The 3,828-nt window shown below is 60.7% G+C and carries 3 protein-coding genes; 1 reads left to right on the forward strand and 2 read right to left on the reverse strand.

Features of this window, described 5'->3' with window-relative positions:
- The first annotated feature begins 123 nt into the window (after positions 1–123).
- Complete coding sequence (locus QMX84_RS25890) at positions 124–1,020, forward strand: LysR family transcriptional regulator (protein ID WP_282365111.1); 897 nt, start codon at positions 124–126, stop codon at positions 1,018–1,020.
- Here the strand turns inward: QMX84_RS25890 and QMX84_RS25895 are convergent.
- Complete coding sequence (locus QMX84_RS25895) at positions 1,017–2,450, reverse strand: aldehyde dehydrogenase family protein (RefSeq protein ID WP_282365112.1); 1,434 nt, start codon at positions 2,448–2,450, stop codon at positions 1,017–1,019. The two genes, QMX84_RS25890 and QMX84_RS25895, sit on opposite strands and share 4 nt — an antisense overlap.
- Before the next feature lie 452 nt (positions 2,451–2,902).
- The gene (locus tag QMX84_RS25900) at positions 2,903–3,421 is read right to left on the reverse strand and encodes a cysteine hydrolase family protein (protein WP_153329137.1); all 519 of its coding nucleotides are present in this window, start codon (positions 3,419–3,421) and stop codon (positions 2,903–2,905) included.
- Between the last annotated feature and the right edge of the window lie 407 nt (positions 3,422–3,828).

The following is a 3,828-nucleotide window of genomic DNA, read 5'->3' on the forward strand; positions in this document are numbered from 1 at the left end:
GGCTTGCTCGCGATGGTCTTCAGAACGCCTCATTTACTCGGTAAATACGCGTCATCGTTAACGACCTTCGCGAGCAAGCCCGCTCCCACACATTGCACAAACCCACTCCCATCGAGACCCCCTGTGCTCAGAAACGTTACGGACATGGATTTGCGCCTGCTGCGCATCTTCGCCACGGTGGTCAAGTGCGGTGGGTTTACGGCGGCTCAGGCTGAGTTGAACATGAGCCAGTCGAACATCAGCACGCACATTTCCGGGCTGGAAAAACGTCTGGGCTACCGCATTTGTGAGCGCGGCAAAGGCGGCTTTCGCGTGACCGAAAAAGGCCAGCGCATTCTTAAGGCCTCGGCGGTGCTGTTCGGTGCCGTGGATGCGTTTCGCAATGAGGCCCAGGACCTTGCCGGGCGGCTGGTGGGGGATCTGTATCTGGGGCTGGCGGACAATATCGCGACGCTGCCGACGGCTCGGGTCGATGCCGCCATTGCGCGTTTTTATCAGCGTGAACACGACATGCATTTGCACATTTTCGTGAACTCGCCCACGGAGCTTGAGCGGGCGGTGATTGACGGCCAACTGGACATCGCCATTTCGTATTTCAGCCGCCCGCTGCCGACCTTGACGTATCAGCCGCTGTACTCGGAAGAGATCGGAATTTTCTGCGGTCAGACGCACCCGCTGTTCACGGTCGAGGCGCCAAGTTTGCAGCAGCTTCAGGCCTGTGACTGGATCCGCCACGGGTTTTTGCCGGTCGATCAGGTGCTGCCCATCATTCCCGACCGCGCCTCGGCCACGGCGCATCACATGGAGGCGGTGGTCCATGGCGTGCTGGCCGGCACCCATCTGGGGTATCTGCCCACTCACTACGCCCAGGTCTGGCTGCAGAGCGGGCAAATGCGTGCCCTGCAGCCAGCGACGTTACGCTACGACGTTCGGCACAGCATGATCACCCATGCCGGGCACCCGCAAAGCGAGGCGGTGCGTGCCTTTATCGCCGATCTGCTTCTCGAGCACGGGCTTTAACCCAAGCAGCGGGTCACGTGCTTGACCGATTGATAGGCTGACAACCCCCAAGGCCCCAGTTCGCGTCCGATGCCGCTGCCTTTGGTGCCGCCCCAGGAGGTTTCGACGAACACCGCCTGGATCGAGTTGATCCACACGTGGCCGACCTCCAGTGCCTGCGCTACCCGCTCGGCGCGCTCAAGATCCGCGCTGATCACCGTGGCTACCAGGCCGAAGCGGCTGTCGTTGGCCAGCGCCACGGCTTGGTCTTCTGAACTGAAGCGATGGCTGCACAGCACCGGGCCAAAAATTTCTTCGGTCCACAGGCGGCTGTTCAACGGCACGTCGGTGTACAAGGTCGGGCGGACGAACCAGCCGGGGTCGCACCAAGCCTTGCCACCGGCCACGCACTGCAAGCCTTCGGCGCGGGCAACGGCAAAGTACTCGCTCACCTTGGCCCATTGCGCCTGGCTGGTCAGCGGCCCCATGTCGACTTCGCCGGTCAGCGGGTTGCCCACGCGCAGGGCCTCGAAAGCGCTCTGCAAACGCTGGGTCAGCGCATCGGCAATGCGCTCGTGCACCAGCAGGCGCGAGGTGGCCGAGCACATTTGCCCGCTGTTCCAGGCGATACCGGCCACGATCCATTCCACGGCCTGATCAAGGTCGCAATCTTCAAACACCACAATCGCCGACTTGCCGCCCAGCTCCAGGGTGATCGGGCGGCAATGGGCGGCGGCGCTGTGCATCACCTGTGTGCCTACGGCGTTGCTGCCGGTGAACGACAACTTGTCCAGACCCGCATGATTACTCAGCGCAATGCCGGTCTCGGCTTTTCCGCAAACGATGTTCAACACGCCGGGCGGCAAGCCCAGGGCATCGGCAATTTCGCCGTAGGTTTGCTCGATCAGCGGGGTGATCTCCGACGGCTTGAGCACCACCGTGCAACCCGCCGCGAGGGCCGGGGCGAGCTTCCAGGCGCTGGTCACCAGCGGGAAATTCCACGGCACGATCAAGCCCACAACCCCCACCGGCTCCAGCCGTGTGTGGGAGGTAAAGCCGGGCACTGACAGCGGCACTTCAGGGTTCGGGTTGCTTGCCAGGGCGTCGGCCAGGGTCGCGTAATAGCTGAACGTAGCGATGGCATCGTCGACATCAACCACCGCTTCATGCCGGGGCTTGCCGTTGTTCTGCATCTGCAGGGCGATCAAGGCCTCACGGCGCTGTTCGAGCTGCTCAGCAAAGCCCCTCAAGTAACCGGCGCGCACCGATGCATCGACTTTGCGCCAGGCGGGCAGCGCCTCACGCGCTGCCGCAACGGCCTGATCCACTTGGGCTGCGCTGGCGCTCGTCAGCTCGGCAAACGGCTGGCCCAGGGACGGGTCGAACACGCGGATCGGCTCGGCGCCTTCGCCCGCTAGCCAGTGTGCGTTGATGTACTGTGCTGCTTTCATTGGTTGGCTCCCGGCAGAATGCCGTGCACGGCATTCACAAAAATCTGGCTGTAGTCGGCTGCGCAGAGGGCGCAGGCGTTGGTGTCCGACGAGGGCCTGCTTGCCCAGACATCCCGACGAACCGCCTCCCCCTACGAGAAGCGGGCGCAGCATAAAGCAGTCAAACATTTGTAAAAATTCATATGTTTGTAAGCTGGCTTCTGGGTTTTTATATGTTTGAGCGGGCGTGAGCGATCCCTCAACGGCGGTCCTGCGGCCCGCATCGGGATTGCGTTGTTTGTTGGAGACGTAGCTTCGTCAAACTCGGCAACTGCTACAGGGGGACGTGTACGCCAAAAAACCTGTAGGAGCGAGCTTGTCTCGCGATCTTTTGATCTTTTGATCTTTTGATCTTTTGATCTTTCGCAGCCTTCGTGCCTCGGCAGCGACTACAAATATTGCGTGGCTGTCACCTAAAAACGCCATTCCTCAGCCCGAACCAACCGGCAGAATGGCCCGTCAAGCGTTGCGTTGTGATGCGCCACAATGTCCTGGGCCTTCATCACCGGCGTATCTGAACAGCTATGACCATCGGCAATAAGCACCGCATCAAAGCCAAGATCCCGCGCCGCGCGGCATGTGCTGTCGACGCAGTATTGAGTTTTCATGCCGGTGATCACCACACCCGTCGCCCCGTGCGCCCGTAAGTTGTCTGCCAGATCGGTCATCGCGAAGGCGTTAGGGCGGCGTTTTTCGAATACCACCTCGCCACCCTGAAGCTTCAGTTCCTCCACGATCATCGTCAGCGGGCTGCCGGGTTCGATGGGCGAACCCACCGGCCCGATATGACGCGCCAGAAAAATCGGAGCTCCTGCGCTGCGAGCCTTGTCCATCAGGCTATTCAGGGTTTGCAGCAACGCCTCGCCACGCCAGGGTTTTTCCGGGCCATGAACCAGCCCCACTTGCATATCGAGTATCAACAGAGCGTGCATGAGGTGAATCTCCTTGCGTATGAGCCAGCAACACAAGGGCATAAAAAAGGCCCTGTCCATTGCTGGCGGGCCTTTGAAGTTCGTCTGTTATTGGCTCACGACACTTCGCACGCTCCGCTTTCAGCGGTCGTGGTGGTGGTAGTCGAGGTGAGGCAATATTTGGTCATAAATCGACACTAGCAATATCGCCGCAGGCTGGCAAGGCGGGATGTGGACTGATTAATGCCATCGCAGCCTTCGTGCCTCGTCAGCGACCACAGGGATTGTGTGGTTGGTTGGAGACGTAGCCTCGTCAAACTCGGCAACTGCTACGGGGGGGGGGGGCGTGTACGCCAAAACCTGTAGCCGCTGACGAGGTACGAGGCTGCGATGGGTTGCGCAGCGACCCTTAACCGCTGTAAATTATA

It is taken from the genome of Pseudomonas sp. PS01297 (genome assembly GCF_029959305.1).
GTDB lineage: Bacteria > Pseudomonadota > Gammaproteobacteria > Pseudomonadales > Pseudomonadaceae > Aquipseudomonas > Aquipseudomonas helleri.